The sequence below is a fragment of the Streptomyces sp. BJ20 genome, assembly GCF_022869105.1.
Classification (GTDB): Bacteria; Actinomycetota; Actinomycetes; order Streptomycetales; family Streptomycetaceae; genus Streptomyces; species Streptomyces griseoincarnatus.
Map to the genome: position 1 here is coordinate 2,942,102 of NZ_CP094918.1, position 23,606 is coordinate 2,965,707.

At 70.5% G+C, this 23,606-nt stretch carries 20 protein-coding genes, 4 pseudogenes and 3 riboswitches; of the genes and pseudogenes, 9 read left to right on the forward strand and 15 right to left on the reverse strand.

Annotation, left to right across the window (positions count from 1 at the left end; genetic code table 11):
• Positions 1–59 precede the first annotated feature (59 nt).
• Positions 60–1,418, reverse strand: a complete 1,359-nt coding sequence (locus tag MTR79_RS13385; RefSeq protein ID WP_244790332.1) for an SGNH/GDSL hydrolase family protein — start codon at positions 1,416–1,418, stop codon at positions 60–62.
• 187 nt (positions 1,419–1,605) lie between these two features.
• Positions 1,606–2,211: a copper chaperone PCu(A)C gene (locus MTR79_RS13390; RefSeq protein ID WP_348538756.1), complete on the reverse strand. Its 606-nt coding sequence runs from the start codon at positions 2,209–2,211 to the stop codon at positions 1,606–1,608.
• A 274-nt stretch (positions 2,212–2,485) separates the two neighbouring features.
• Between MTR79_RS13390 and MTR79_RS13395 the strand changes: the two genes are divergently transcribed.
• The 3 genes from MTR79_RS13395 (at position 2,486) to MTR79_RS13405 (ending at position 5,787) form a co-directional block, all read left to right on the forward strand.
• Positions 2,486–2,827 (forward strand): hypothetical protein, encoded by a 342-nt coding sequence (locus MTR79_RS13395; RefSeq protein ID WP_086699653.1) that lies wholly within the window; start codon positions 2,486–2,488, stop codon positions 2,825–2,827.
• A gap of 138 nt (positions 2,828–2,965) precedes the next feature.
• Entirely contained in the window at positions 2,966–4,111 is a 1,146-nt protein-coding gene (locus MTR79_RS13400) for a site-2 protease family protein (RefSeq protein ID WP_086699671.1), read from the forward strand.
• A 530-nt stretch (positions 4,112–4,641) separates the two neighbouring features.
• On the forward strand, positions 4,642–5,787 hold the full coding sequence (locus MTR79_RS13405) for an aromatic ring-hydroxylating dioxygenase subunit alpha (RefSeq protein WP_244790334.1): 1,146 nt from the start codon (positions 4,642–4,644) through the stop codon (positions 5,785–5,787).
• Positions 5,788–5,930: 143 nt separating this feature from the next.
• Here the strand turns inward: MTR79_RS13405 and MTR79_RS13410 are convergent, their stop codons facing one another.
• The 3 genes from MTR79_RS13410 to MTR79_RS13420 all read right to left on the reverse strand — a co-directional run bounded on the left by MTR79_RS13410 (position 5,931) and on the right by MTR79_RS13420 (position 8,907).
• Positions 5,931–7,013, reverse strand: a complete 1,083-nt coding sequence (locus tag MTR79_RS13410; RefSeq protein WP_086699650.1) for an AI-2E family transporter — start codon at positions 7,011–7,013, stop codon at positions 5,931–5,933.
• A gap of 114 nt (positions 7,014–7,127) precedes the next feature.
• The gene (locus MTR79_RS13415; RefSeq protein WP_048455056.1) at positions 7,128–7,547 is read right to left on the reverse strand and encodes a PRC-barrel domain-containing protein; all 420 of its coding nucleotides are present in this window, start codon (positions 7,545–7,547) and stop codon (positions 7,128–7,130) included.
• 574 nt (positions 7,548–8,121) lie between these two features.
• On the reverse strand, positions 8,122–8,907 hold the full coding sequence (locus tag MTR79_RS13420) for a DUF1963 domain-containing protein (protein ID WP_244790336.1): 786 nt from the start codon (positions 8,905–8,907) through the stop codon (positions 8,122–8,124).
• Between the two features lie 184 nt (positions 8,908–9,091).
• On the opposite strand from MTR79_RS13420, the pseudogene MTR79_RS13425 reads away from it, so the two are divergent.
• Positions 9,092–9,340: pseudogene (locus MTR79_RS13425) on the forward strand (transposase); the annotation flags it as partial.
• Between the two features lie 136 nt (positions 9,341–9,476).
• Here MTR79_RS13425 and MTR79_RS13430 read toward each other — a convergent pair.
• From MTR79_RS13430 to MTR79_RS13465, 8 genes are all read right to left on the reverse strand, one after another.
• On the reverse strand, positions 9,477–10,277 hold the full coding sequence (locus MTR79_RS13430) for an ABC transporter ATP-binding protein (RefSeq protein ID WP_086699647.1): 801 nt from the start codon (positions 10,275–10,277) through the stop codon (positions 9,477–9,479).
• A complete protein-coding gene (locus tag MTR79_RS13435; RefSeq protein ID WP_244790338.1) occupies positions 10,274–11,389 on the reverse strand; it encodes an iron ABC transporter permease in 1,116 nt (371 codons plus the stop codon). Before MTR79_RS13435 ends, MTR79_RS13430 begins: the two co-directional genes overlap by 4 nt.
• Complete coding sequence (locus tag MTR79_RS13440; protein WP_244790340.1) at positions 11,386–12,411, reverse strand: ABC transporter substrate-binding protein; 1,026 nt, start codon at positions 12,409–12,411, stop codon at positions 11,386–11,388. The genes MTR79_RS13435 and MTR79_RS13440 overlap by 4 nt, the downstream gene beginning before the upstream one ends.
• Positions 12,412–12,459: 48 nt before the next feature.
• A riboswitch (cobalamin riboswitch) is annotated at positions 12,460–12,581 on the reverse strand.
• Positions 12,582–12,670: 89 nt separating this feature from the next.
• Positions 12,671–13,420: a class I SAM-dependent methyltransferase gene (locus MTR79_RS13445; RefSeq protein WP_086699643.1), complete on the reverse strand. Its 750-nt coding sequence runs from the start codon at positions 13,418–13,420 to the stop codon at positions 12,671–12,673.
• On the reverse strand, positions 13,389–14,657 hold the full coding sequence (locus MTR79_RS13450; protein ID WP_244790342.1) for an MFS transporter: 1,269 nt from the start codon (positions 14,655–14,657) through the stop codon (positions 13,389–13,391). Before MTR79_RS13450 ends, MTR79_RS13445 begins: the two co-directional genes overlap by 32 nt.
• Positions 14,650–15,891, reverse strand: coding sequence for an ATP-grasp domain-containing protein (locus MTR79_RS13455; protein WP_189366057.1), 1,242 nt, complete (start codon positions 15,889–15,891; stop codon positions 14,650–14,652). The genes MTR79_RS13450 and MTR79_RS13455 overlap by 8 nt, the downstream gene beginning before the upstream one ends.
• Entirely contained in the window at positions 15,888–16,910 is a 1,023-nt protein-coding gene (locus MTR79_RS13460; protein ID WP_086699640.1) for a cysteine synthase family protein, read from the reverse strand. Before MTR79_RS13460 ends, MTR79_RS13455 begins: the two co-directional genes overlap by 4 nt.
• On the reverse strand, positions 16,907–17,788 hold the full coding sequence (locus tag MTR79_RS13465) for a hypothetical protein (RefSeq protein ID WP_244790344.1): 882 nt from the start codon (positions 17,786–17,788) through the stop codon (positions 16,907–16,909). Before MTR79_RS13465 ends, MTR79_RS13460 begins: the two co-directional genes overlap by 4 nt.
• 239 nt (positions 17,789–18,027) lie before the next feature.
• Positions 18,028–18,178, reverse strand: a riboswitch (cobalamin riboswitch).
• 269 nt (positions 18,179–18,447) lie between these two features.
• On the opposite strand from MTR79_RS13465, the gene MTR79_RS13470 reads away from it, so the two are divergent.
• The 3 genes from MTR79_RS13470 (at position 18,448) to MTR79_RS13480 (ending at position 20,821) form a co-directional block, all read left to right on the forward strand.
• Positions 18,448–19,437: a ferric reductase-like transmembrane domain-containing protein gene (locus MTR79_RS13470; RefSeq protein ID WP_244790346.1), complete on the forward strand. Its 990-nt coding sequence runs from the start codon at positions 18,448–18,450 to the stop codon at positions 19,435–19,437.
• 69 nt (positions 19,438–19,506) lie between these two features.
• Positions 19,507–19,634, forward strand: a riboswitch (cobalamin riboswitch).
• A gap of 63 nt (positions 19,635–19,697) precedes the next feature.
• On the forward strand, positions 19,698–20,102 hold the full coding sequence (locus tag MTR79_RS13475) for a (2Fe-2S) ferredoxin domain-containing protein (RefSeq protein ID WP_189366061.1): 405 nt from the start codon (positions 19,698–19,700) through the stop codon (positions 20,100–20,102).
• A 35-nt stretch (positions 20,103–20,137) separates the two neighbouring features.
• On the forward strand, positions 20,138–20,821 hold the full coding sequence (locus MTR79_RS13480) for a (2Fe-2S)-binding protein (RefSeq protein ID WP_244790348.1): 684 nt from the start codon (positions 20,138–20,140) through the stop codon (positions 20,819–20,821).
• A gap of 99 nt (positions 20,822–20,920) precedes the next feature.
• On the opposite strand, the pseudogene MTR79_RS13485 reads toward MTR79_RS13480, so the two are convergent.
• A pseudogene (locus MTR79_RS13485) lies at positions 20,921–21,025 on the reverse strand (ABC transporter ATP-binding protein); the annotation flags it as partial.
• Here MTR79_RS13485 and MTR79_RS13490 point away from each other — a divergent pair.
• A pseudogene (locus tag MTR79_RS13490) lies at positions 21,017–21,434 on the forward strand (HAD family hydrolase); the annotation flags it as partial. The pseudogenes MTR79_RS13485 and MTR79_RS13490 overlap by 9 nt on opposite strands.
• 637 nt (positions 21,435–22,071) lie before the next feature.
• Positions 22,072–23,184, forward strand: coding sequence for a site-specific integrase (locus tag MTR79_RS13495; protein ID WP_244793153.1), 1,113 nt, complete (start codon positions 22,072–22,074; stop codon positions 23,182–23,184).
• A 213-nt stretch (positions 23,185–23,397) separates the two neighbouring features.
• On the opposite strand, the pseudogene MTR79_RS13500 reads toward MTR79_RS13495, so the two are convergent.
• Positions 23,398–23,550: pseudogene (locus tag MTR79_RS13500) on the reverse strand (metallophosphoesterase); the annotation flags it as partial.
• Positions 23,551–23,606 lie beyond the last annotated feature (56 nt).

Below are 23,606 nucleotides of genomic sequence, written 5' to 3' on the forward strand. Positions count from 1 at the left end.
CGCCTCTTCCCACGCTAGACCAGTCGGGCATAACGGCAAGAAGAGGGCGAGAGTGGTACTCAGTTCGCGTTCGCGTCGACAGGAAGAGCTTTCTGGTCGGCGAGGGCGATGGCCAGGGACCCGGCGGCCGTCGGGTGGAGCGGGGCTCGGTCCGCAGGCCCTTGGACGTACGGCTGGGCGCTGCACAGCCGGTGACCTTCGAAGTTCTGCTTCACCGGCGTGAAACCGGCCGTCTCGGCTCCTTGCCGCAGAACGGCGTTGAGGGCGGCCAGGCGTGAGCTCAGGACCTCTGCCTTCTGCCGGGTGAGGCCTACGTTCTCAAGGCAGCTGACGTCTGCGCCGAAGGGGTCGTAGTACTCGTTGACCACTACCGTGGGGTGCTGGGGGAGGGTGGCCAGCATGCGCAGGAGCCTGCGGTAGTCGAGCGCGAAGCGGGCAAGCCTGTCCTGGAAGTACGCCGTTGAGGCGCGGTCGTCGCACGACGGGGAGATCGCGCAGAGCTGGACCAGGTCCGACCAGCGCACGTCGTTGGCTCCGACGCTGACCAGGACGACGGACGCCTCGGCGGCCCGCTGGGCCTGGGCGATCTGCGGCGGGGCGACCTGCTCCCCGAGGATCTGCACGCCAAGGATGCCGTCGCGGACCGTGGCGCCGGAGCAGGCGAGGTTGAGTACGCTCCAGTCGTTGGCGCGGGCGAGCGCCTGTGGGTAGGAGTCCGCGCTGCGGTCACACGCCCGGTCGAGGTCGCTGGGGTCGGGCAGAGGCCGGTTGCCGGTTCCCGCAGCGGTCGAGTCACCCAGGGCCACCGCCCGTACGTCGCCCAGCGGCGGGCCTTCGGCCCGAGGGACCGGGTCCGGCGGACTGTCGCCCACCAGATCCTGCAGGGACCGTACGTCGCGCAGCGCCTCGGGGGTGCTGGAGGCCAGCAGGTAGAAGCCGATGGCGTTCACCGCGGCCACCAGGGCCAGGCCGCCGACCAGGATGAGGACGGCCCGGCCCGGCGGCATGCGGCGCAGGCCCGTCCAGGCGGCCAGGGGGAGGAGAACCAGCCCGGCGGCCACCGCGGTCTCCCACGCGCCGTAGCGCAACCAGCCCGACGCCAGCTTCCGGCCCACCTCCAGGGTGAGCCGTTCGTGATCGCCGGACCGCAGGAGGCGGGCCACCTCGGCGTCCCCTCCGATACGGGTCAGCTCCAGCCGGGGCCTGATCGGTCCGTCGAAATGCGCTCTGGTCGGGATCGTCTGGCCGAAGAGATCGAGTTGGCCGGGGCCGGACAGGCTCCAGTCGAGCGGCGCGGCGCCCACACGCACGGTCTGGCCGGCCGCGGACACCGGCTGCAGCGGGACGATCAGCACGGCCAGCCACACCGCCGCCAACGCCAGCCCCGAGAGCACCAAGGCGTACGCGATGGCGGCCATCAGGCGACGCCGCCCTCGACCGGGCTCGTGCCGTCTCGGTCGTTGCCGCCTCGGCCTCACCGCTTCGGCTCCCGTGTTCTCGGGGCGATGCGGGGGCAGGGGCCCTGGTTCACGCGTCGGCCGGGGAACACGCACCCACCGGGAACCCGCATGTTCACCCCCTGTGGCCATCGCGCCGTCGCGGTCGTCATTGCGCTGAGGGGGACGTCAGTCCAGGGGCGTCGGTGGCGTCCTCGTCGACGTAGGTGGGGACCTGGGAGTGCACCTGCAGGGCGATCTCACCGGCGCGTTCGAAGCGCAGGGTGACCCACACGTAGTCCCCGCCCCGGATCTGCTGGCGCAGGTCTCTGAGCAGCAGGTGTGCGCGGCCCTTCTCCAGCTCGACGAGCTTGCCGGTGGGGAGCACGACCGGTCCTCGCACGGCGCCGTCAGCGTCCACGATGTCGACGGACCGTGCGACAGTCGTCTCCGCGCCGAGCAGCCTGTCGGGCTCTTGCCCCTGATTGAAGAACCAGACGTAGAAAGGCGCGTCGTCCCCCTTCTCCCACGGGCCGTCGGGCGGTTCGGCAATGTGGGCATAGCGAATCAGGACCGGACCGACACGGGCGTTGGCACCGGGTGGGTTGTAGTCGCCCCCATCACTGCCGCACCCCGTCGCGCCCAAGAGGACGGCGAGACATCCGACCACAAGGAACGCGACCGGGCTACGCCAGGGTCTCGATGTCCTCAAGCTCATGTTCATGGCATTTCTCTCCGTAGTCCCGGTGGCACACGGGCCGCCGTTCATACACATGCCACGCGAACGGCCGCCGCGTGTCAGTTCTTGGACCAGTCGGAGGACGTGGCACGCAGAAAGAACTGTCGAGGGGAGAGAGGCGAGCCGACCTGTGAGACAGACGTCTCTCAGGGGCACACCGGTCTCGCGCACCTCACGTTCGGCGGTGGTGGAACTCGCGACGCGTGCCCGACAGCGTGGACCATTCGATCGGCTGCCGGTGCCGGAAGCCCGTGTCAGGCGTCTGACTTGGGGTAACCGGTAACCAAGGCCGGAGGAGGAGGTGGGAACGATGCTCCTGCCGGCGCTCTTGCTCGTGCTGGCCACGGGCGCGTTCGCGGCCGTCGCTGTCGTGGAGAACTTCTCGGGCAGCCCTGAGTACGCGGTGGAGATCTTCGGCAATCAGATCGCGACGCTGACCGCGCCAGGACTTTTCCTCTCCGGCGTGGGACTGACGCTGATCTTCTGCCTCGGACTGACGATGCTCGTGGCGGGCTTGAAGCGGCGTCGTCGCGTCCATCGGGTCCCTACGTCCGCACCGGCCCCCCAGGTGACAGGAGAGGGCGAGAAGGTGCGGCCGCAGCCGTCCCGGTTGAGGCATCGCCGTCGCGGGCGGCACATCTTCGGACACTGACGTACTCCGGGACGGTCCCCGAAGGCCCGGCGATGGGACTGACCCGGCGGCGTGACAGGACGCACCGCTCACGCCACGAGCTCATCGACTCTCCGCCCCCCACCACGACCATCGAGCACGAACCGGGAGGTGGCCGGCATGCGGGCGACGTTCTCGTTGGGGCGCGTAGCCGGTGTCCGGGTGGGCGTGCACTGGAGTGTCCTGGTCATCTTCGTCCTGATCATGGTGGGGCTGGCCGGCAGCGTCTTCCGGCAGGCTCATCCGGATCGCCCGTCATGGCAGTACTGGCTCGCGTCCGGGGTGACCGCGGTGCTGTTCCTGCTGTCGCTGCTGGCTCATGAGGTCAGTCACGCGCTGGTGGCCCGTCGTAACGGAGTGTCCGTCGAGGGCATCACCCTGTGGCTGCTCGGCGGACTCGCACGGCTCCGGAGCGAGGCGGCCACCCCCGGTGCGGAGCTGCGCATAGCCGGCGTAGGGCCTCTGGTCAGCCTGCTGCTCGGAGGGCTGTTCGCTCTGGCGGCCGGGTTGCTGGCCGCGTACTTCGAGGCCGGGCTTGTGGTGGCGGCGTTGGCATGGCTTGCGGGGATCAACATTCTGCTGGCCGTCTTCAACGCTCTGCCCGCCGCGCCACTGGACGGCGGGCGGCTGTTGCGGGCCGCGGTGTGGTGGAAGACCGGCAGCCCATTGCGGGCCACGGCGGTGGCGACGGCCGCGGGACGGTTCCTGGGATGGGCGCTGGTGGCTGTCGGCGTGTACCTCGTCCTGGTCGGGGCCGTGTTCAGCGGCATCTGGCTGGTGGTCATCGGCTGGTTCGTCATCGCGATGGCGACAGCGGAGGGCGGCCAGGCAAAGCTGCGTGACATGCTGGGCGGCATCCCCGTGAGCGACGCGATGACACCTGCGCCCGTGACCGTCCCGGCAGTCACCACGATCGGCGAGTTTCTGGCCGACCCCCGTTACCGCTACCGCCACTCGGCCTTCCCCGTCGTCGACGGCGACAACACGGCGGCCGGCCTGGTCACCCTGAAGGGCGCCGACGGGGTCGCGGAGACGGAACGCTCCTCCACCCGTGTCACCGACGTGATGGTGCCGGTCGGCGACCTGCCGACTCCCCGCCCCGACGACCCGCTGGCCCGGCTGGTTCCCGAGTTGCAGGCCAATCGGGTCCACCGCGCCCTCGTACTGGAAGGAGACCGACTGGTCGGCATCGTCACGTCGTCCGACATCAGCCGGGCCATGTCCTGGCTGAGTTCCTCATCCGCTTGGCGGAGGCGGACCCTGTGACGGCTGCAAGCCGACCGGCCGAGCCGGAACCCGATCTGGAGGGCCAGCGTCCTCGGCGTGGCCGACGAGTCGGCGACGGTCCATGGAGTGGATACGAGGACCGGCGAAGTTCTTGAACGCCGAACGGCCTGACGGTCCGATCCCATAGGAGGTCTGAACCCCACAGGGGGAGCCTTGTGGCCGGAGGCCAAGTGACGTCAGTGACGCTTGGAAAGCCGTAGGACCGGGAGACGGCTGGCGGATCCGAGGGCGCTCAGGGCGTCCGGATGCTCACCCGCCCGGACCCGCCGGCAGCGCGAGGACGGCGGGCTCCGGCCAGGATGAAGGTGCCGGTGCCCAACCGTCGCATCGGCGGGCGGTCACGTCCCGCACGAGGGGTGACGGTTCGAGCCGCTGTCCGTCCATCATTCATGCGAGGGAAGAAGCATGACCGAGACCGACCTCGACAGGTCTGGGCCCGGGGCCCGCCTCGCCGCCGGGGCCAGGCGCACTTCAGGGCCTGGGACATCGGCGATGCAGCAGGTTTCGGCATGACCGATCTTCGGCGTGTCGGGACGAACCCGGACTTCTGGTACCCGGTCGCGGTGTCCAGGCGCCTGCGTCCCGGTCGCGTGCTGGGAACCGCGTTCGCCGGTGAGCGCATCGCCCTCTACCGGGGACGGAGCGGCGCCGTACACGCGCTGGAGGATCGGTGCGCCCACCGGCAGGTGCCGCTGAGCATGGGGGTGGTGGAGGGCGAGACGCTCCTCTGCTGCTATCACGCGTGGGCCTATCGCGGCGACGGACGCATCTCGCGGATCCCGTACCTGTCCAAGGGGGACGGCCGGCCGCCGCGCGGTGTGCGCGCCTATCCGGTCCGCGAGGCGTACGGCCTGGTGTTCGTGTTCCCCGGCGACCCGGACAAGGCGGCGGTCACCGCGCTGCCCGAGCTGCCGGCCTTCGGCACACCGAAGTACAAGACCATGACCTTCTCCCGGACCGTGCACTGCCACTACTCGTTCATGCACGAGAACCTCCTCGACATGAACCACCAGTTCCTCCACCGGGGGGTCGTCGGCAAGCTCCGCCCCGAGCTGCTGGAACACCGGACCGGTGCGCGGTCGGTGGAGGCCCGGTACCTGTTCACCCACGCCGGGGGGAAGCGGAACCGCAGCGCCGGCCTGCTGGCAGCCGAAGGGATCGGCGGCAGTCACTCCCGCGATGTCATGACCATCCGCACCGCATACCCTTACCAGACACTCGACCTGGTTCCGGAGAACGCCGAACGTCCCGCCTTCCGTCTCTGGGCCGCGTACGTGCCCGAGGACGCCGAGCAGCGCACCTGCCACGCCTACGGCCTGCTCATGATCGAGAAGCCCGGTATCCCTGGCGCTCTTCATCTTGCCTGGCCGTTCATCAGACGCTTCACCGAGCGCGTGTTCGCCGAGGACCGCATGGCCGTCGAAGCCGAACAGCGGGCGTGGGAAGAACAAGGCGAGGACCGCAACCACGAGGTCTTCCCCCTGATCCTCGACGTTCGCAACGTGCTGCGCAGCAACGGCGTCCCTCTTGGCCCCGGTGACGCCCCCGACAGCCCCGCCTCGCCCGAAGGCCGCGCGTCAGCGTCCGGCTGCCACGCCGCAGAACCGGCCCCGCCCGTCAGTGAGATGCCCCCGGTCGAACTGCCGGACGGCTGAATGTCAGTTCGCCTCCTTCCGGCCCGGCGCTTTCGGCGTGTCCCTCAAAGCCGTTGTAGGAGTCAGTCAGGGGCACGAGCAGCAACCGCTCCTTCACGACCCCGGGCACGCCCTCAAGCCCCGCACCGTCATCCGGGGCACCATCATCCGGTCTGTGCCGGCGAGTCCTCATCCGGTCCGCCAGTGGGCGGCTCTCCGGAGTCGGCGTAGCGGGTGCGCAGTTCGTGGACGACTCCGAAGAGGGCAGCGGTGACCGGCACCGCGAGGAGCACCCCGACGATCCCGGCCAGCGTGGCGCCCGCGGTGAGCGCCACCAGAATCACCGCGGGATGGATTCGCACGGTCCGGCTCTGGACCATGGGCTGGAGGATGTTTCCCTCGAGCACCTGGACCGCCAGCACCACCCCGAGCGTCCACGCGGCGATGGCGAGTCCCCGGTCGGCGAGTGCGACCAGCACGGCCGCGGCTCCCGAGACGAAGGCTCCGACGTAGGGGACGTAGGCGCCGATGAAGACGATCGCGCCGAGTCCGAGGGCACCCGGCACGCGCAGGATCAGCAGTCCGGTGGTGATGAAGACCGCGTCGATGAGCGCGACCACGGTGGTGCCCCGCATGAACCCCTCGACACCCTCGAAAGCCCTCCGGGCCATCGCCTCAGTGGCGTCCGCGCCACCGCGTGGGACGAGTGAGCGCAGGGTGGCCGCGGCCCGGTCGGAGTCGCGCAGGAAGAAGAAGACCAGCAGCAGCGCGAGGACCGCCATGCCGAGGGCTTGGGCCACGAGGCTGACTCCGGTGACGACACCGGAGGCGGCCGTCCCTCCGAACCTGCCCAGCAGGTCCAGCGCATCGTTTGCGAGTTCCTCCAGCGAGGTGCCGGACGCACCGAACTGATCGGCCAGCTCACGCACCGCCCTGCGCAACGAGGCGACGATCTGGTCCCAGGTGTCGACCAGTGTCACCGTCAGGAGGTACAGGGCACCGCCGACCGCAGCGAGGACCGCGGCGCAGGTGAGCCCGGCGGCGACTGACCGGTTCACCTTCGCGCTCAGGAGCCACCGGTGCACGGGGAGGAGCAACGCGGTACCGAGCAGAGCCAGCAGCACGGGAACAACCGCGGGCCTGAGCGCCACACAGACCTGGATCACGACGTAGCCGACCCCCGCGACCAGCAGGATCACCACGCACCAAGCAACGAGCCGACGGACTGGCTCCGGGAGTAGTCGCACACGCCTACCGTACGCAGCGGCCGCGCGGGCCCGAGCGAACGCCGGGCCCGTGGCGCCGCTCGATCGGGGCGCGGGGCCCGGCGCAGAGGCGTACGGGGGCCGGGCGGACGACGCTTACAGCCGGTAGGGGAATGCCGGGGGAATGTAGCCGGTCCCCCAGAAGGGCGCGTAGCCGTAGTGGCTGTACACCCGGTCGGGGTATTCGCGCTGGTCCACCAGTTCGGGATCGTACTCGGGCGCGTCGACGACGTCGTCGCGGGTACGGTCGATGCGGACCTGGTCCTCGGTCACGTCGGCCACGGCGTCGACCGGGATGTAGCTCTTCTTCTCGCCGATGCCGAGGAAACCGCCGTATTCCATGAGAAGGAAACGGACCTTGCGCTCCTCCTCGTCGATGATCAGGTCGCTCACCTCACCGAGTTCGTTGCCGGAGCGGTCGGCCACCTTGCGGCCCCGTACGTCCTCGTCCGCGGCAGGGATCGTCTGCTGTGAATCGGAGAGCCTGATCAGTACGGGCATGTCGCCGGTGTTCATGGAACAACCTCCCTCAATTGGTCATGCGGTACCGGTGCGGCCGAGGCGGGCGCACCCTGGTATGCCGTTCTGGCCCAAGTCCCCCGCCGTCGGCGTCCTATGCGTGTCGCCCGTGGTCTGAAAATCTGTCGGAGAACGAGGGGGCGGGGAGGCGATTGGTGCTGCGAAGGCCCGTGCGTCGAGCCGCCGCGAGTTGCCGGCGCGAGGACGGGCCGGCAACAAGCACGACGACCAGCAAGATCGTCGCCCATGCCCTCTTCCAGGTCGTCCCTCACGTCGCAGGAACGACGCTGGCCAGCCAGACGCACACACACGCAATCCGCCCGGCGCTCGCTCTCCGGTCGGATTTGCGATGCCCCGCACGCAAGGAGTCGGGCCGGCCGCGGAGCGACGGGCGTTTCGCGAGGGCCTCTTGCGGGAGGCGGTCGGAGTCCGCACCGCCCGACGGCGTGCGCGGTACCGTCAAGTTCGAGGGGTGGTGTCCGAGTCCGCGAGGCGGGCGCCGTGCCGCGGGTGAACCCGCCGCCGCCGGAAGGACCGGAGCCGGAGCCGAGGTCAGGAAGCCGGTGGCTGTTCAGACCTGCTGCTCGAACTCCAAGGCTTCGTACCGGCGCCCTGCGATGTCCTCGTGTGTGCCGACGATCAGGGTCTGCGTGTAGACGTCGGGGTCGATCGACTGACCGTGCATCTGTGCGAGGAGGACGAGATCGCCCTCGTCCGGAGCTGACTGCCAAGGGCTGGAGAAACCGCCCAGTTGGACGGCGACTCCGTGTGAGGCGCCGCCCGCTGCCGCTCTCCGCACGGCGTCCTCGAAATCGTCCAGGATGTCGTCCCGGTCCGGGCCGCTGTCCAGGAACGCGCTGGTCGCCGGGGAGTCACGCCAATCGGGTGAGACGGTCAGTCCCGGCACCGGATACAGGACATCGGGCTGGTAGACCCTGATCTGCGCCGGCTCCCCGCCGAGCTCATACGTCGCCGAGCGTTCCGTGGTCCGCACGCCGGCGGCTACGTGGAGCACCACCGACGACTCCGGCTCGCACTCGATCTGGGTGAAGAACAACAGGCTCCCGTCGGACGGCAGCGCGATGTCCAGGGCTTCACGGGGGAGCGCCGCGCAGTCGACGGTCAGAACCAGAGGTGCGCGCCCATCGGGCCGGTCGACGCCGTCCGGAAGGGAGGGGAGGCCTCCCGTGCGCGCGGCAGGACGGGCTACTTCCTGCTGGGCGAGCGTCAGATCCTGGAAAGCGACCAGATGGAGGCACGGCCGGGAGCCGGCGAGCAACTCCTGTGCGACCGGGCCGGGAACACCATGCCTCGCGGCCGTCCTGAGAACGAGCCCTTCCACGATCGGATCACTCATGCCTCGATCATGCCGGGACCCACTGACACCGACCGACCCCCGACCCGCCCCGAGAAGCGGCAAGCCCGGCACCGGCGCGGTGAAGGCCCAGATGCCCCACGTCCTGGACGCTCCGGAGGCCAAGTTCCCCAAGGCGGCGACCACTTGGACCCCGCCCAGCACGACCTGCTTGCCTTCACCGCCCTTCCCCCGGGAGATCAGGCGGCAGATCTGATCGAACAATCCGCGGGGACGGCTGAACGAGGAGACCCGGCACCGCACCGACGTGGTCGGCATCTTCCCCGACCGCACCGCCGTCATCCGGCTCGTCGGCGCGGTCCTGGCCGAGCAGAACGACGAGTGGACCGAAGCCCGCCGCTACATGGGCCGCGAACTCCTCGCCGAAGCCCGGCTCCACCCGATCGAGTCAGAAACCGACGACCCCGCCGCATAGCCTCAAGAACATGCCCTTGGCCTCCGCAATGCCCAGCACCCTTTGGGCAACCTCGGTGCTCCGGAGGCGTCGGCCACGCTCCCTGTTCCGTTCCGGGCGGCGCGGACGGGCATGGGGCAGTGCCGGGGTGGGCCCTTCATCTGCGTGGTTCTTCGGGGAGGAAGGTCACCTGCGGGGCGCCCGTGCGTGGATGGGTGGTGACTTCCGCCGCGACTCCGTAGACCTCGGCCAGGAGTTGTGGGGTGAGGACGGCGGAGGGCGGGCCGGAGGCGGTGATCTCACCGTCGTCGAGGACGTAGAGGCGGTCGCAGTAGTAGGCGGCCAGGTTGAGGTCGTGCAGGGCGAGCAGCACGGTCGCGGGCAGGCGCCGCAGGGCGCCGAGGACGGACAGCTGGTGGCGGATGTCGAGGTGGTTGGTGGGTTCGTCGAGGACGAGGAGGGTGGGCTGCTGGGCGAGGGCGCGGGCGATGAGGACGCGTTGGCGCTCGCCGCCGGAGAGCCGGTCGAAGGGGCGGTCGGCCAGGTGGACGGCGTCGACCGCGAGGAGCGCGCCGTCGATGAGGTCGGCGTCCTCGGGGGTGTCGCCGGCGAGGAGCCTTTTGTGCGGGGTGCGGCCCATGGCGACGACCTCGCGGACGGCGAGGTCGAAGTCGGCGGCCGAGTCCTGGACCACCGCCGCCACGGTGCGGGCCAGTTGCCGCGCCGGGAGCGCCCAGGCGTCGTCCCCGTCCACCCGGACGCGCCCGGTGTCGGGGCGCAGGACGCGGTAGACGGCGCGCAGGAGGCTGGACTTGCCGCTGCCGTTGGGCCCGACGAGGCCGATGGTCTCGCCGGGGCGTGCGGTCAGGGAGACGTCGCTCACCAGGCGGCGGGCTCCCGCGGTGAGCGTGACGCAGTCGACGCGCAGTTCGGCCGGGGGCGTGTAGGTCGCGGTCATGCCACTCCTCGGTCGGTGCCGCGGCGGGCGTCCCGTCGCATCAGCCACAGGAAGAACGGACCGCCGCACAGGGCCGTGAGCACGCCGACGGGTATCTCCGTCGGTGCGGCGATCGTCCGTGCGGCGATGTCGGCCCAGACGAGGAAGACCGCTCCGCCCAGTGCCGCCGTCGGCAGGACGCGGCGGTGGTCGCCGCCGACGAACAGGCGCACGATGTGGGGCATCATCAGGCCGACGAAGCCGATCGGTCCGGCCGCAGCGACCAGCACGCCCGTGACCAGGGAGAGCACGACGAACAGCCGGGCCCGGAAGCGGGCCACGTCCAGCCCCATCGTGGTGGCCGCCTCCTCGCCGGCCAGCAGCAGGTTCAGGTTGCGGGCCTGCACCAGGAGGACGCCGACACCGAGCAGCAGGGCCGTGCTCGGCAGCCACAGCGTGCCCCAGTTGACGCCGCCGAGGCCGCCCAGGGTCCAGGCGAGGACCGCGCGGGCCTCGTTGCCGCGGTCGGTGGTGAGCAGCAGCAGATCGAGGACCGCGGTGAGCACCGCCGCGATCGCCACCCCGGACAGCACCAGCCGTGCCGAGGTGATGCGTCCGCCGGTGCGGGCGGTGGCGTACACGAGCAGGAGCGCGCCCAGGGCGCCGAAGAAGGCGGCCACGGACAGGGAGAGCGCCCCGAAGAGGGTGACCCCGAACACGATCACGGAGACCGCGCCGAGGGACGCGCCGGAGGACACGCCGAGCAGATACGGCTCGGCGAGCGGGTTGCGCACCAGGGCCTGCAGCGCGGTGCCGATCACCGCCAGGCCGGCGCCGGTGACCGCACCGAGCAGCACCCGCGGCGCCCGCACGTCCACCACGATGGTCTCCCTGGCCCGTGACCAGTCCGGCTGCTGCCAGTCGGCGCCCAGTGCGTGCGTCACGATGCCCCACACCTGGCCGGGTGGCACCTGGACGGAACCGATCGCGAGGCCCGCCGTGGCGGAGACGACGAGCAACGCCGTGAGTGCCAGCAGTGTGACGGCCAGCCGTGTACGGCCTGTCTCCGGCCTGGTGGTCTTCCGCCGAGGCGCCGCCTTTTGGGCGGGCGTGCCCGTGGCGGCCTGGGTCACCGGAAGCTCTCGGGGTGCAGTCCGCGGGCCAGGTCCTCGACTGCGTAGGCCGAGCGGATGCCGACCAGGGTGGCGGTCAGCGGCAGGACGACGAACCGCTTGTTCCTGACGGCGGGTACGTCGGCGAGCGCGGGCTGGGAGAGCAGGTACTTCTTCTTCTCCTCGACGCTGCCGGCACCGGCGTAGTCGTAGATGGCGATGACCTCCGGCTTGCGCTCGACGACCTGCTCCCAGGAGACGTCGCCGAAGACGTCGTCCAGGTCGGCGAAGACGTTCTCGCCGCCGGCCAGGTGGATCAGTTCGGTGCCCAGGCTCTTGCCGCCGGCGGTGAAGGCGCTCTTGTCGCCGCTGTCGTAGACGAAGACGGACACTTCGGACTCGCCCCCGACCGCCGCGGTGGCCTTGCCGACGCGGCTTTGCAGGTCGGTGACCAGCTTGTCAGCCCGGTCCGGGACACCGAAGACCGTGCCGATGGTGCGGATCTCGTCGTAGGTGTCCTTCATCGTCACCTTCTTCTTGCCGCAGTACTCGCGGTTGAGGTAGGTGTCGATGCCTGCGTCGGCGAACGCCTTGCGGGAACGGCCCTCCTTCTCGTCGAAGGCGCTGCCGTAGCCGCCGTAGACGAAGTCGGGCTCGGCGTCCAGGACCGTCTCGAACGACGGTTCCCTCTTCGCCAGTTCGGGGATCGCCTTGTAGTCCTTCTCGAGTTCGGGCAGGACGGCGGAGTCGGGGAAGGCCGTTCCGGCCATGCGGTCCTTCAGGCCGAGGGCGAGCATGAGTTCCGCAGGGTGCTGGTGGATGGTGACCACCCGCGACGGCGGCCTGTCGTACGTCGTCTTCACGCCGCAGTTGTCGATGGTGACGGGGAAGCCTGCGGGCACGGCCGCGGTGGCCTTCGCGTCGCCGCCGCTCTCGCCGGACGAGCCGCAGCCGGTGGTCAGCAGCACGGACGAAAGAGCCAGGGCAGCGGCCGTGGCATGAAGGAGCCCGCGTGTGCGGGCAGGGGTGAACGAAGGGGACACGTGAAGCCTCCTGGAGTCCGCGCTCCTCGGATCGGGCCCGCGACGGACCAGTGTCCTGACTCCCGGATCGACGTTCCCTCCGCCTTCCCGCGCTGGGCGCAGTGGCATGTCGGAGGGGCGCTCCCCGGTCACAGTGGCGGGACCGTGCCGGATTCGCACCGGCTTCCTGTCTCCCGTCGCGGCGATGACCAGGTGATCCTACGTTTCCCCGAGCCGACGGCGAAAGGGCGTACGGGCCCGGCCGCACGCCCCGCCTTCCTCACGCTTCGCGGACAGCCCGAAGGACGAGCCGTTCGGCGTCCTCGTCGTAGGGGCGCCCGTCGAAGCCGCCGAAGACCTCCACTCGGCCGAATCCCGCCTCCTCGACCATCCGCCGCAACTCCACGGCGCTGTACACGAACCAGGTCAGAGTGGTCCGCGTCACCCGCTCGCCCCGGACCAGCACCCACTCGCTGCGCAGCCGCGCCCACTCGTCCAGCACGGTGTCGGTCTGCACCATCAGGTCGTCGCCCCGCCGCACCACCTTGGGCGGGGTGACCCCGCGGGCCAGGAGCTCCTTCCCGGCGAGGTCCAGGACGAGCGTGCCGCCGGGGGCCAGGCAGGCGTACATCGTGCGCAGGACGCGCGCGTTGTCGGCAGGATCCTCGAAGTATCCGAAGGAGGTGAACATGTTGAGCACGACGTCGAAGCCGCCCGGCGCCTCGTACTCGCGTGCGTCGGCTCGTACGTACGTCACGTCGGCACCGGCGTCCGCCGACCGTTTGCGTGCCCGGTCCAGCATGGCCGGACTCAGGTCCACTCCGGTCACGCGGTGCCCGCGACGGGCGAGCGGGACGGTGAACACGCCCGGCCCGCAGCACAGGTCCAGCACGCGTGACCCGCCGGGGAGATCGAACAGCGGGGAGGTGTCGAGCAGTTCCTCGGCCTGCTCGTAGCGCTGCTCGGAGAAAAGGAAGTCATGGAACTCGGTCCAGAAGTCATCGTCCTGGAATCCGCCCGTCCGTGCCATCGCGCGTCAGTGCTCCTTCATGGTCGCCGTCGGAGACAGGGAGCCGCGCCGTGCGACGGCGCAGCGTGAGCAGCAGAGGGGGAAGCAGCAGACACTGGACGGCGGCCAGCAGCCAGAACCATCCGGTATCTCCCGTCCGTTCGCCGAGGCCGTACAGCTGCCCGCCCAGCACGCCGCTCGCGCAGGCGCCCAGGCCCGCGGCCAGCCGCTGCTGACCGAAGACCACGGCGTCGGAGCGAGGGCTGCGGCGCAGCGCCTCCAGGTCGTTCTTGAGGAACAGCACGATGTCCCCGAGGGTGATCAGCGCCCCGCCCGCCAGCAGCGCCGCCCGGGTACCGGCCGCCAGCACGGCCGAGCCCGTCGCCAGACCGGTGAAGCCGACCGCGAGGGCGAGGGAGTACGGCATGCGCCGGATCAGGCCGGATGCGAGCGGCTGTACGACGATGACCAGTGTGAAACAGAGCAGCAGCACCACGCTGTAGAACGCGCTGGAGGCGCGCTCGACGGCGTACACCGCCAGGAAGTGCTGGAAGTGGAAGTAGAGGTAGAAGGCGAGCGCGTTGGCGGCGAAGGGCAGGAGTGCCACGCCGGCCAGAAGACCTGGGCGGGCCGTGTCCTCCGATGCGGGAGGACGCGCGCCGTCGGTCCCGGGCAGCCGCGCGTGTCCTGCCGTGATCGCGAGGAACAGCGTCGTGACGGCCGCGAACAGCCAGCCGGGCGACGACAGGACGAACGGCCCGGCGATCAACGGGCCCACGGCCATGCCCGCGTTGAGTGCCGCGTTGCCCGCCGACAGGAACGCCGGGCGGCGCGCGTCGTCGACGCCGTGCACCAGGTACGCCTTGTTCGCGGGCAGGTAGAGCGCGGCACCACAGCACGTCAGGACCAGCGCCCAGACCGCCAGGGGCGGCCAGCGCAGGGCCAGCAGGAGCCCGGCGAAACCGGCGGTGCGCACGACGAGGGCCCACACCATCGTGCGGCGCAGCCCTATCCGGTCCGCGAGGGCCCCGCCGACGATGCCGCCGGAGAACTGCACGAGCGATGCCACCGCCAGGACGACGCCGACCGTGCCGAGTCCCATCCCGAGCCGTTCGTGGAGGAACACCGACATGAACGGCAGGACCATGAAGCTGCCGAGCGGAATGAGGAACGAGCTGAGCAGGAGGAACCGCAGCGGGCCGGTGAGCGGGAACAGCGAGGCCCGCAGACCGGGTCCCCGGTTGGTGCGCTCACCCACCGGGCGCCTCCCGGCCTGCCGTGTCGGTGAGTACCCGCAGGGCGCCCGCGGCGGCCACCGCGCGGTGGGTGGCGAGTTCGGCGGTCTCCGCCTCGGCGTAGACGATGCCCGCGTATCCACGGCTGTCGCCCAGGTGCTCGATGGGGTCGCCGACGCGCTTGACCGGGTACCAGGCGGGTGTTCCCGGCATGCCGGTGAGCCGGTCGAGCCCGGTGACGCCGGTGAACACGCCGGGCGCGGCCGGGTAGCCCAGAACGAAGGCGACGGCCGGACCGCCGGGACAGTCCGCGTCCATGAGACGCGGGCGGCGGCCGAGCGCGGCCTCGATCATCGCCTCGTACACGTTGACGCCGAGCGCCCGGCACATGCCCTCCCCGACCAGTGCGCCCCCGATCCGGGGATTGACCTCCACCACCTCGGGGCCGTCGGCGGTCAGCACGAACTCCACGTGAGCGAACCGGTCGGTGTAACCGATGGCGGCGAGCACCCGATCGAGCCACGACTCGAGTGATGCCGGCTGCGGGCCCGGGAAGGCGACGGGAAAGGCGGTGATCTCCTCGCGGAAGTGCGGCTCCGGTGACATGAGCCGGCTGGAGACGCCCAGCAGCCGGGTGCGGCCGTCCCAGGTGAGCGTCTCGGCGCTGTACACCGGGCCGCTGAAATAGGGCTCGGCGAACAACCGGCCCTTCACATCCCGACCGGACGCCTCGCTGAGCGTCGCGTCGAGTTCGCCCTCGTCCCGGACCAGCCACACGTTCTGGCTCCCGGTGCCTGCCGTGTCCTTGAGCACCAGCGGCAGTCCCGCCTCCTTGAGCAGCAGCCCGCGTGCCTCGCGGTCCGGGCCGGCGACTTCGACGGCCCTTCCGCGGGTGAGGCCCGCGTCGTGCAGTCGGTTGCGTACGGCGGCCTTGTCCCGGGTCAGCCGCAGGACGGCCGGATCGAGACCGGGAAGACCAAGGCGTTCGGCGAGCGCGGCGCCGGCCAGGGTCCAGGTGTCGGTGGAACTGATCAGGCCCCGCAGTCCCGGGGTGCGCCGGAGCAGATCGGCGGCCCGCTCCACGTCGAAGGTGTCGGTCACGACGACGTCGAGGGCGTCCGTGGGCAGCCGGTCCAGTTCGTAGGCGTAGTAGACGGGGTCCCGGGTGAGGAGCAGCAGACGCTCGCCGAGCCGGTCGGCGGCGCGGACCAGACGGCCGAGGCCGAAGGTCAGTGACTCCAGACAGGCCACGGTCATGCCGCCCGCTCCTTCCAGTGGGCCGGGCAGGGGGTGCGCCGCCACGTCATCCTCGACCACGGCATGGTCATCTCCTCCGGAGTGCGAACCTCGAGGGGTTTCAGCGCGGCCGGGTCCAGGGCCTCGGCGTGCCGGGCGAACACGCGCCCCACGTAGCGGTGTCCGGTGTCGGCCCCTATCACCAGGTGCAGTCGGTCGGGGTGGCGGCGGGCCTCGTACGTCGCGGTCAGGTAGCCGGCACCGGTGGACAGTCCGGCGAAGACCGCGTGCTCGCGGAGCAGGGCGACGGCGCCGGACATGGCGTGGGTGAAGTCCAGCCAGTGCACGGTGTCGTAGAGGTGGTGGCGGACGTTGTCGAAGACGATGGACGAGCCGATGCCGGCGATGATCGCCTCGGGGTCGTGGTGGTCCTGGCTGCCGAAGGTGACGCTGCCGAAGGGCTGGACGCCGACCAGGCGCACGGAGGGGTCCGTCGCGCGCAGGCGTTCCACGATGCCGCCGGTCGAGGCTCCGGACCCCACCCCGCCGACGACGCTCAGCGACGCGTGCGGGAACTCCGCCGTGATCCGGTCGGCGACCTCCTGGTAGCCGAGGTAGTGGATGTCGTCGTGGTACTGGCGCATCCAGTGGTGGCCGGGACGCTCGGCGAGTATCTCCCGCACCCGTCGCACCCTCAGTTCCTGGTCCAGCCTGAGGTCGCGCGAGGGTCTGACCTGTTCCACCGTGGCGCCGAGGATCTCCAGCTGGGCGAGGGTGGTGGCGTCGACGGTGGTGGACGCGACGATGTGGCATCGCATGCCGTACCGGTGGCAGGCCAGCGCGAGGGCGTAGGCGTAGATGCCGCTGGAACTGTCGATCAGGGTCTGGCCCGGACGGACCGTGCCCCGCTCCAGCAGATGACGGACGGCGGCCAGGGCCGAGTAGATCTTCATCGACTCGAACCGCAGCAGGACCAGGCCGTCGGTGAGCCGGACGAGGTCCGGGACCTTCAGGGCGTCGGCGATGTGGGGGTGGATCACCCGTAGCCTCCTTGGGCGAAGGTGCACTGGTGGCCGAGCGAGTGGAAGAACGCGGAGAGTTCGGACTTGACCTCGGCCCGTGGGCGCGAGGCGAAGAGATAGCCGGCCAGACAACCGGTGTGGGCGACGAAGACGCCGTCGGCGCCGAACCGCTCACGATGGGCCTGCAGGCTGGCGAAGGTCGCCTTGGGCAGCACCTCCTGGGACAACGCGGCGCTGGTCGTCGCGGCACGGGCGACGGCGGCCGGATCGCCCGAAACGAAACCCTTCAGCAGATCGGTCAGGCACCGCTGGTACTCCTCGCCGCGGCGCCGGTAGTGGTCCAGCAGCAGGGGAGTGACGGCGGCGGTGTCCACCGTGCCGGGTTCCGTGACGTAGGCGGTGTGGAAGCCGATGTCCGGGCCCAGACGCCGCACCACCCGGTGCCGGCCGCTGAGGTACAGGGCGAACTCGTCGAGGAAGACGCTGTCGGCGCGCTCGATGTCCGCGAGGACGCCGAGGAGCACGTCCGTGTCGTACGGCAGGGAGAAGACGCGGAACAGGCAGCGCAGTGTCGCCACGATGTCCGCCGTCGAGCTGGCCATTCCCACACCCGCCGGAAGTTCGGAGTGGGTGTGCCAGTCACCCGGGGGCAGGGTGAGGCCGTAGTGGTCGAGGAAGAGCCGCGCCGCTGTCGCCGACTTCTCACCCAGTGCCGGAGTACGCGGCGGTCCCGTCACCGCCCCGGGTGTGAAGTACACCCAGGAGTGGCGGTCCACGGGAAAGGACACCACCGCGATCTCAGGCTCGGTGCCCGCTCGCAGCGGGCCTTGGTAGAGCTCGCCCAGGGTGCCGTGGCAGACACCGGACACCGTGCCGGGGGACAGGCCCCGTTCCATGAGGACACCCGCGCCGGGGCCGAGGGCCGTCCGTCGGTGGCTGCCGGGCGACATGTGGACCAGAGGGCGGAGTGACCGAAGCGAAGCGGCTGGGTCCCGCACAGCATCCTCCTCCGTACCGGTCCTTGGACAGTGACAGGAAGGAGGCGCGGCCACCCGCACGACGTACGACCGCCCGTACCGCCGACCCAGTCCACGAGGTCACGTGCACAGCCCGCGCGGGACGCGGGCGCAGTGGCAGGTCTTCGGACTCGCGGGCTCGTCCGCCGAAAGGGCGGACACCTACCGGCCGTCTCTTCCCCGGCCCTGGCGCGGGCCCAGTGACACCGACGGCTTTCGTTCCCACTCACCGCTGCGGGACAGTCCCGGATTCGCACCGGGTTCCCTCTTGCGTCGCGCCGCCGGGAGTCCGGTCGGACGGGCGGCACGAACCGACTGCGTGCCTCAGCGTAGGCCCGCTCGTACATCCGCGACAGTGGGGCTTCGACGGTTGTCCTGAATGTGGAGGGGAGGCGGAAACCAGGTGCCTTCCCGGCCAGTTGTCGCTGCGGCTCTGGCCGGATTGCGCCTCGGGGGATCACTGCCCCGTCAGCCAGACTTGTTGCCTCACGTCACCTGCGCACCGCTGCCGCGGTGCCCCGTGCCCGGGAGGCCCCCTGATGACGTCGGACACGAGGCCGGACGAGGACGGGGCGGTGGCCCCGGCCGGAAGGCAACGGCCTCCCGGTCACCGCGTCGCTCTGCGCGGTGATCTGCGGGCCGCCCTGCCCGACGCCGGCGCGGCGGTGGTGGTCACGGTGCTGGTGTTCGCCCTCCTGTGGGCGCGCATGAAGTCGGGCGAGTCGGACACCGTCGCGGTGATGCCGTTCATGGACGATCCCGGCACCTACTGGATGTATCTGCTCAGCCAGGCGTTCGGCTGGTCCGCCCTGCTGTGGGCCTGGGGCACGGTCATGCTGGGCCTGTTGCTGTCGGGGCCGCGCCCCGCCCGGTTGCCGGTCTCCCGCCCGGTGCTGGAGCGCTGGCACCGCGCCACGAGCCTGACGACCATGGCGCTGATGTTCGCGCACGCGTTGATGTTCGCGGCGGAACTCGTCCGCTACGAGACGAAGGTGGACTGGGCGGAGCGGCTGTGGGTGGCCTTCGCGGACACCTTCGTGCCGGGCTGGTACGACTCCGGAACCGGCCAGGTCGCCATCCCGATCGGTCAGGGCGCCCTGTATCTGGCGATTCCGCTGGGGCTGTTGTTCTACGTCCGGCACCGCATCGGGGCGAACACCTGGCGCCGGATGCACCGTTTCGTGATCGTCGTGTACGTGCTGAGCGTCTGGCACACCCTGCTGTACGGGACCAACGTCTGGTACGGGGAGTGGCCGCGCACCGTCCTGTGGCTGTTGCAACTGCCCGTCTCCGCACTGCTGTTGGCCCGTCTGCTGCGACCTGCCCGGCGGGCCGAGCGGCTGGGCCTGCCGAAGCGGGGCGCGGGCACGGCCCGTCCCGCCTGGTGGTGGGGACGCGCGGCCGGACGCGTCGTCGCCGGAGCCGTCGTCGTCGGGCTGGTCGTCGTGGCGGTGTCCGGGCGGGACGGCGGACGGGACCGTCCGACCCATCCGCCCGCCACGGCCCCGCACGCCCAGGAAACCGACTGACGGCCGGCACCGGGCGAGCGGGCCCGGCGACCCGGGATGGGATGATGGCCGCTGACAAGGCGACGGCGGAACGAGGAAGCCGGTGAGATTCCGGCGCGGTCCCGCCACTGTGATCGGCGAGCGCTTCCCGACAGGCCACTGCCCGGCAACGGGTGGGAAGGCCGGGAGACCGCATCGACCCGAGAGCCAGGAGACTCACGCGGTCGCCACCTCGACGGACCACCGGGGCGGATCTCCCCGGAGAGAGGGACGGCAACCGCATGCCCGCAACGCCGACCGGACGAACGACCGACGACGCGAGGACCGAGGCGGCAGCCGCCCCCGTGCCGTGCCGCGTCGTCGTATGCCGCGACTGCTGCTGCGGCAGCCCCAAAGTGACCGGAGTCGACCACGCGGCCCAGACGGCACGTCTGCGCTCTCAGGTGCCAGTGCGGGTGTCCGCCTGCCTCGACGTCTGCGAACACGCCAACGTCATCGTCGTCCAGCCCTCCGCCGAGGGCCGGGCCGCGGGCGCCCGGCCCGTCTGGCTCGGACTGGTCAACGACCCGGACGCCACCGAGGACATCGCCGCCTGGGCACGCGCGGGCGGACCGGGCGTGGCGCCCCGGCCGGACATCCTCGACCTGTACACCATCACGCCGCCGCGACGGCGTACGGCCTCCTGACCGTACGGACCGAGAAGGGAGGCAGGACAGGAACAGTGGACGAAGCACGTGCCTCAACGGCGTCCGTCGGCGCAGCCCTTCATGACGTGGCGAGCCTCGGCGGCTTCTTCACCCTGCGGTTGGGCGGACCGGACGCCGGCTGGCACCCGGTCGCCCGCTCCTACGCGGCGGGTTCCACCGACCTCGCCGAAGCCGTCGCACGCCGTCACCGAACCGCGGAGCCGCGCGTCGACGTCTCCATCGCCCAACTCGGTCACGCCGCCCGCCTCTGGTCACCGGCTCTGGCCTGTGTCGTCCTGCACGGCATCGTCCTCGACCTGAAGGAACTGGAGCGGGCCGACGACGGACCGGCTCTCCGGGTGCCCCGCCCCGTCGGCTGGTACGCCGACCGGCTCGCCGGCGGTCCCGTCGGCGCCCTGCACGCGCAGGTGACGGGCCACCTGTCGGCACTGGCCGACGGACTGCGCGTCAAGATCGCGCCACGCCTGCTGGACGGCAACTCGGCGTCGGCGCTCGCCGGAGCGGCCCACGCCCTGCTGGCACTCCGTCCAGCGGTGCGCGGACCGCTCACCGACCTCACGACCGCGCTGCTGGACACCGGACGCCTGGCCGGCACCGGAGTGCTCACTGGCCCCGATCTCGCGTTCCGGCGCCGGAGTTGCTGCCTCTACTACCGTGCGCCGGAGGGCTCGAAGTGCGGTGACTGCGGGCTGAGGTGAGGCGCGCTCCCGCGATGACCGCCGCGTCATGCGTCCGGAACAGCCCGGCAGGGTGATGCCCCGAGGTCAGGGGCGGGAGAGCAGGCCGGGTTTCGAGGCGAGAGCGGCGATCAGGTCCATCAGGTCGAGCTGGTGCTGGATGCCGAGGTGGTTGGTGGGTTCGTCCAGGAGCGGCTCGCGCGGTTCCTGGGCCAGGGCGCGGGCGAACGGGCGATCAGGCTGGCGGGCGTGGTCGAGCAGGGCTCCGAGCACCCGCTGGGCCAGGCCGTGACGGCCCACGCCGACGCACCGCACCGGACGCACGCTGCCGGACATGACCGGCTTCGCGGCACTGCCGGGACGCGGCGTGCGCCGGAACGTCGACGGACGGCTGGTGGGGGTGCTGGCCCCGGACGACGAGCTGCCCGCACCCCTGGACGACGCACTGTCCGCGGCCGAGACGGCCGCCCACACGCCCGTCGTGATCCGCGTCGACGGTGTGACCGCGGGGCTCGTCGAGGTCGGAGACGTACTGAGGCCGGGCAGCTACCGGGCCGTGGACCGGCTACGGCGTCTGGGCGTACGGCCGGTGCTGGCCACCGGAGACCGTGAGGCACCCGCCCGCGCCGTCGCCACCGGGACGAATGGAGGACCTGGCGGTGGTCGTCCGACCCGGGACCTGATGACGCCGCCGCGCGGCGGAGCCCCATGAGGCCTACGGCACTCCGCCAAGCGCTGTCAGGCGGTGACCGCATCGGCCACCTAGTACCCGGCTTCGGTGATGGCCGCGCGGACCAGGGCGCCCCGGGCCTGGCGCATCGTCAGACAAGTCAGCATCTGGTCAGCATGAGTCCGCACGCATTCCGGGACTGAGGTTCGGGTCGGTGCCTGGCCGGCCATGGTCCGACAGTCTGGATCGGACGGAAGCGCAGGCGAGGAGCCTTCTTGCCCGAGTGGGATCGATGTTCCTCGGAATCTTCGAGTCCGACAAGTGCCGGTGTACAGTGAACAACGCCCTTGACCTGCACAAAGCAGGCAGGGAGCCGTCCTCCAGGAGTCCGACATGCTGCGCACCATGTTCAAGTCCAAGATCTAGCGTTTGGGTGTTTCCGCAGGTCAGAGCCCTGATCGCCGCCTCCAGGTCAGCAAAAGGTCAGCATCGGGCCGGACGGTGTCCGGCTTGCTGACCTGCGCCTACGGCAGGGGCTTGCTGCGCCGCCCGGCGCCCTGCTCGGAAGGCTTGATACGTGGCTCGACAGCTCGCCCGTGGGATGGGGTCCTTCTTCAAGGAGTGCGGTTGTTCCAGGCCGACCCGCTGCCCGCACCCGTACACGATTCGGTTCCGGGACGCTCTCGGCAAGCAGCGTGAAGAGGCCGGCTACGACACGCAGGACGACGCGATCGAGCGCCTCACGCAGATCTACGCGGAGAAAAAGAAGACGGCGCCGTCCGTTGCCGAGGCCCGCCGGGAACTTGGTCAGCAGACGGTCGAGGAATACGCGAAGCAGTGGCGGCCGCGGCAGCGGAGGATGACGGAGTACTCCACGGGCTGGCACGTCGACAGCTCCATCAACGTGCACATCGTCCCCCGTCTCGGATCAAGGAAGCTGAACTCTGTCACGCCGATCGTGGTCGAGCGTTTCCTGGATGAGTTGGAGGCCGAGGGGGTGGGCCGCGGAAACCAGGTGAACATCTTCCGCACTCTGAAGGCGATCTTGCGGGATGCCTATGCCAAGGGGGCCATGGCGGACGATCCTGTGAAGGGGGTCCAGGAGCCGGAGTACGTTCGGGAGAAGGTGGTCATTCCCTCCCTCGACTATGTGAGGAGAGCGCTGACTGTCGCGGATCACATCCTCGCGCTTGAGATCGTCATGATGGTGGGCTGCGGCCTGCGAAACGGGGAAGCCCGCGCGGTGAACGTCAACAACGTTGTGGCGGACGACGTCTACCGGGTCCACGAGCAGATCCACTCCAACACACACAAGCCGGCGAAGCTGAAGCACCGCAAGGCGGGGGAGTTCCGAGAGGTCCCTCTGCCGCGCTCGGTGCGAGAAGCGATGGAGCGCTACGAGGAGAAGCACGGCACCACGAAGGACGGCTACCTCCTGCGCGGTCCCAGCGGCTACTACACCGAGCCGATGGAACGCCGACGTGCGCAGAAGCTCTTCAAGGCACTCCCTGCGCAGGACGGTGCGGGCATGTACAGCTTCCGGCACTACTTCGCCTCGAACGCGCTCGGGAACGGAATACCGATCACCGACGTGGCCGAATGGATGGGGCACAAGTCCATTGAGGAGACGTATCGCACCTACCGGCACCTGATGCCGGGAAGCATCGCGAAGGCGGCTCGCATTTTGGATGCAGGCTTGTGGAAAGCGGCCTGATTCGATGCTGAGGTCAGCAGGTACTTTGTCTGCTGGTGGTACAGGCGTCAAGCGTCGCTGAGCTGTGTAAAACGTGGCCACGTGTGGTTCGTTGGAGCCGTCGGCCCGGGAATGGTCCGGATCGTGTCCTCGGCGCGACGAGGCTGGTCATCTGTCGACGCCGCACCCCTCGGCCCATGGACTGCTCCAAGCGGATATGTTGGCCCGCCCGGTTTACGGCGAGGTGGGCATGTGCGGGCTGCGGAGCACGAGCAGGGTGATCTCGCTGGGGGCGAAGACGCGGAATGGCGGGCCCCAGAAGCCGGTGCCGCGGCTGGTGTAGAGGAGGGTGCGGGGGCCGTGGTGGCTGAGGCCGGCGAGTGCGGGCCCCACTGAAAGCCAGCCAAAGCACTCCCGCAACAGGGCGTTGACGTACCCTGATT